The organism is Sphaerochaeta sp. UBA5836 (assembly GCF_002432845.1).
GTDB lineage: Bacteria > Spirochaetota > Spirochaetia > Sphaerochaetales > Sphaerochaetaceae > Sphaerochaeta.
Window position 1 is genome coordinate 1 of record NZ_DJGW01000065.1, and the last position, 3,189, is coordinate 3,189.

At 51.7% G+C, this 3,189-nt stretch carries 4 protein-coding genes and 1 pseudogene; 4 read left to right on the plus strand and 1 reads right to left on the minus strand.

The window, feature by feature from the left end; translation table 11 throughout:
- The 4 genes from B3F49_RS05120 to B3F49_RS05135 form a co-directional block, all read left to right on the plus strand.
- On the plus strand, nucleotides 1-342 hold a 342-nt coding region (locus tag B3F49_RS05120; RefSeq protein WP_293909454.1), incomplete at its 5' end, for a DUF1538 family protein.
- A complete protein-coding gene (locus B3F49_RS05125; protein WP_293909457.1) occupies nucleotides 339-944 on the plus strand; it encodes a P-II family nitrogen regulator in 606 nt (201 codons plus the stop codon). The genes B3F49_RS05120 and B3F49_RS05125, both read left to right, overlap by 4 nt.
- A gap of 208 nt (nucleotides 945-1,152) precedes the next feature.
- Nucleotides 1,153-2,172, plus strand: a complete 1,020-nt coding sequence (asd, locus tag B3F49_RS05130; RefSeq protein ID WP_293909459.1) for an aspartate-semialdehyde dehydrogenase — start codon at nucleotides 1,153-1,155, stop codon at nucleotides 2,170-2,172.
- Between the two features lie 92 nt (nucleotides 2,173-2,264).
- Entirely contained in the window at nucleotides 2,265-2,783 is a 519-nt protein-coding gene (locus B3F49_RS05135) for an NUDIX hydrolase (RefSeq protein WP_293909462.1), read from the plus strand.
- Here B3F49_RS05135 and B3F49_RS05140 read toward each other — a convergent pair.
- A pseudogene (locus tag B3F49_RS05140) lies at nucleotides 2,761-3,189 on the minus strand (U32 family peptidase); the annotation flags it as partial. The gene B3F49_RS05135 and the pseudogene B3F49_RS05140 overlap by 23 nt on opposite strands.

Sequence of the window (3,189 nt, forward strand, 5' to 3'; positions counted from 1 at the left end):
CTCTTTCTTGCCATGATTCGGGTGATAACCGGACTCTCCATCTGGTACTTTGTATTGCCCACCTATGCATTGGCAGTATTGCTTTCCTTCTTTGTGCCCGACCTGTTCGTCGGACTCTCATTCGATAGCGGCAGCGTCTCCTCGGGTCCCATGGCTTCCACGTTCATTCTTGCATTCGCCATCGGCAGCTCGGTGTCAGTGGGAGGCAATCCCCTCACCGATGCATTCGGGGTGATAATCTTTGTTTCGATGACACCTGTGGTCATTGTTGAGCTTCTGGGCCTTGTCTACAAACGAACGCAAAAGAAAATGGCCGCTTCAAAAGGAGGAAAGAGCATATGAGAAATACCTTGTTGTTTGCAATTGTAGAAGAAGGGAAGGCCGATGCTCTGATGCAGGTAGCCAAAAAAGCCGGCAGTACCGGAGGCACCATCCTTACCGGGCGCGGTACCGCATCCAGCTCTCTTTTGTGCATCCTTGGTCTTGGTGATTCCCACAAGGAAATCCTGATGACCATGGTCAGTGATGCAGTCAAGGATGCAGTCTTCAAAGCAATAAGCAACGACCGTCATGTGCATGGGGTGCTTGCCGCCGTGCCGGCTTCATGGGATGGAGAGGCCTCTCCCGCACCAAAGACTGCAGAGTGGGACTTGATCAACGTAATCTGCACCAGCGGGTATGCTGACGACATCATGACAGCCGCCCGCAAGGCAGGAGCAAGTGGTGGAACCATCGTCAATGGCCGGGGAACTGCAAAAGCCGATGACATTGCCTTTTATGGCTCGACTTTGGTGCCCGAGAAGGAACTTCTGATGATGTTCGTGAAACGGGAACAAACCGAAAAGATTCTTGCTTCCATAGCACAACTTTCCTGCATGCAGAAGAGCGGCAGCGGAATCGCCTTTACCTTCGCAGTGCAAGAATTTATAAAGCTTGGGCGATAGTCTCCTTCTAGGCAAAAACGAACGGTTTTGCTATGATTTTTGCTGCGCTGCGAAGTTTAGTATGATGAAACTTTGTGTTAATATAATAACAATTTGTTAAAAATCTCAATTATTTGTTACCAAACGCTTGAAAAACTCACGTAAAAACAGTACCGTACGGATACTTTATCGTACATGAACGGCTTTGTGCCGTTTGGGAGAACCGTAGATGGACAAGAAAATTAAAGTTGCCGTAATGGGTGCTACCGGCGCAGTCGGCCAGGTATTCATGTGGATGCTGGCCGATCATCCTTGGTTTGAGCTGACGTACGCCACCGCTTCAGCTTCCCGTGTTGGCTTGGAATATGCTTCCACCGTGCACTGGGTCATGCCCTTTGAGATGCCCAGGAACATTCGTGATGTACAAGTCAAGGAGTTCAACATGGAAGCGATGAAAGAGGCAGGGGTCAAGATTGTTTTCTCCGCCCTTCCTGCCGAAGTCGCCCGTGAAGCAGAACCTCAACTGAGAGACAACGGCTTCTATGTATTCTCCAATGCAGCATCCATGCGCTATGAGAGCAATGTACCCATTCTCATCCCCGAGACCAATGTCGAACAGCTCGACTTGATCAAGGACCAAGGCTATCCCGAGAAGGGATTTGTGGTCACCAATGCCAACTGCGTAACCACCGGCTTGGCCATGGCCCTCGCCCCGCTGCGCAAGTACGGGATAAAGAACATCATGGTTCATAGCTACCAGAGTGTCAGCGGCGCAGGATATCCGGGTCTTTCCTCCTTTGACATCACCGACAACTGCATCCCCTTCATCAAGGGTGAGGAAGAGAAGGTCGAGAAAGAGATCAAGAAGATTCTTTCCATCAATCCCGAAGTCTACTGCTACACAGTCCGTGTGCCGGTCATGTTCGGTCACCTTGAAGCCGTCTGGCTTGATTTTGAGCAGGATGTCGAGGTTGAGGATATTATCCAGGATTGGGCTGACTTCAAGGAGGTGGCCGACCTTCCTTCTACCCCCGAGCTTCCGGTCGAATACGGCAGCGACAACACCTTCCCGCAGCCTAAGTATGCCTTCTGGGGCAAGCCCAGCGGAATGGTTGTCTACACCGGTCGATTGAAGAAGAAGAACAACAAGATTGGATTCCTCTTGTTGGTCAACAACATCGTCAAGGGCGCTGCCGGCGGTTCGATCCAGAATGCCGAGGCCTTTGTAAAACGGTTCGGACTCATTTAGGAAGACCATCATGCACTGTCGGGCTTCCGATCTCTGTCAGGGATTGGAAGCCCTGCTTTATTTGACTGGAATACAGGGAGCAAGGAGCTTCGATGGCTGAGTATTGGGATCTGTATGACGAACACAGGATTGCTTTGGGAAGAAAGCATCTTCGCGGCCGCCCCCTCCCTGAGAACACCTATCACGTGGTGGTTTCGGTGTGGACGGTCAACCAGGACAACAAGCTGCTGTTGACCCTCCGATCGGAGGAGAAGGAACTCTATCCGGGCCTCTGGGAGAATACCTCGGGGTCGGTGGTCAGCGGGGAGACCAGCGCCCAAGCGGCACGGAGGGAGCTTGAGGAGGAGACCGGCATCGTTGCAACCGAAGACGAATTGGTCTTTCTCGGTACTGCACGCAAAGCCTTTTCCTTTGTGGACATCTATTTGGTCAGAAAAACGGTTGATGAGGATGCAATCCGCCTGCAGAAAGGGGAAACCACCGCCTATATGTGGGTGACTCTTGCTGAATTGGAGGAAATCCACCGGCAAGGCAAGCTGGCATTCCCGGTGGCCTATCGGTTCGAACAGTTCAGGACGGTGTTTGAATCTATGCTCTCACCAAGTACGTGATGCAATCCTCGACCAGGACCTTGTAGCGGTCCTTGTCTCCCTTGACGTACCAGGAGCCTCTATGAGGACAGCCTTCACAACTGAGCATCAGCGAGTCGTGACGGAAGCACGAGCGGCTGATGAACAAGGGCGGTTTGAATGAAGTTTCCACGATTGCAGGAGTGAACGGCCACGTGGAGAAATCTCCCTCCGATCGTTCCATCCACAGGTACCCGCCTTTGCTGTCGAGCCCCATTGAAAGTGCCAGTTTTGCCGCTTCGTTGTTGGCAAGATAGAAGTATATGTCAAAAAAACAAGCGAGTTGGTTCTTCCTGAAGTAGAATGCCTGCCCGATATTGTTCAGGCCGAAACGCACATGCTCGAGTACTCCCTCCTCACTCATTGCCGCAACCAGGTAGTCAAGGTC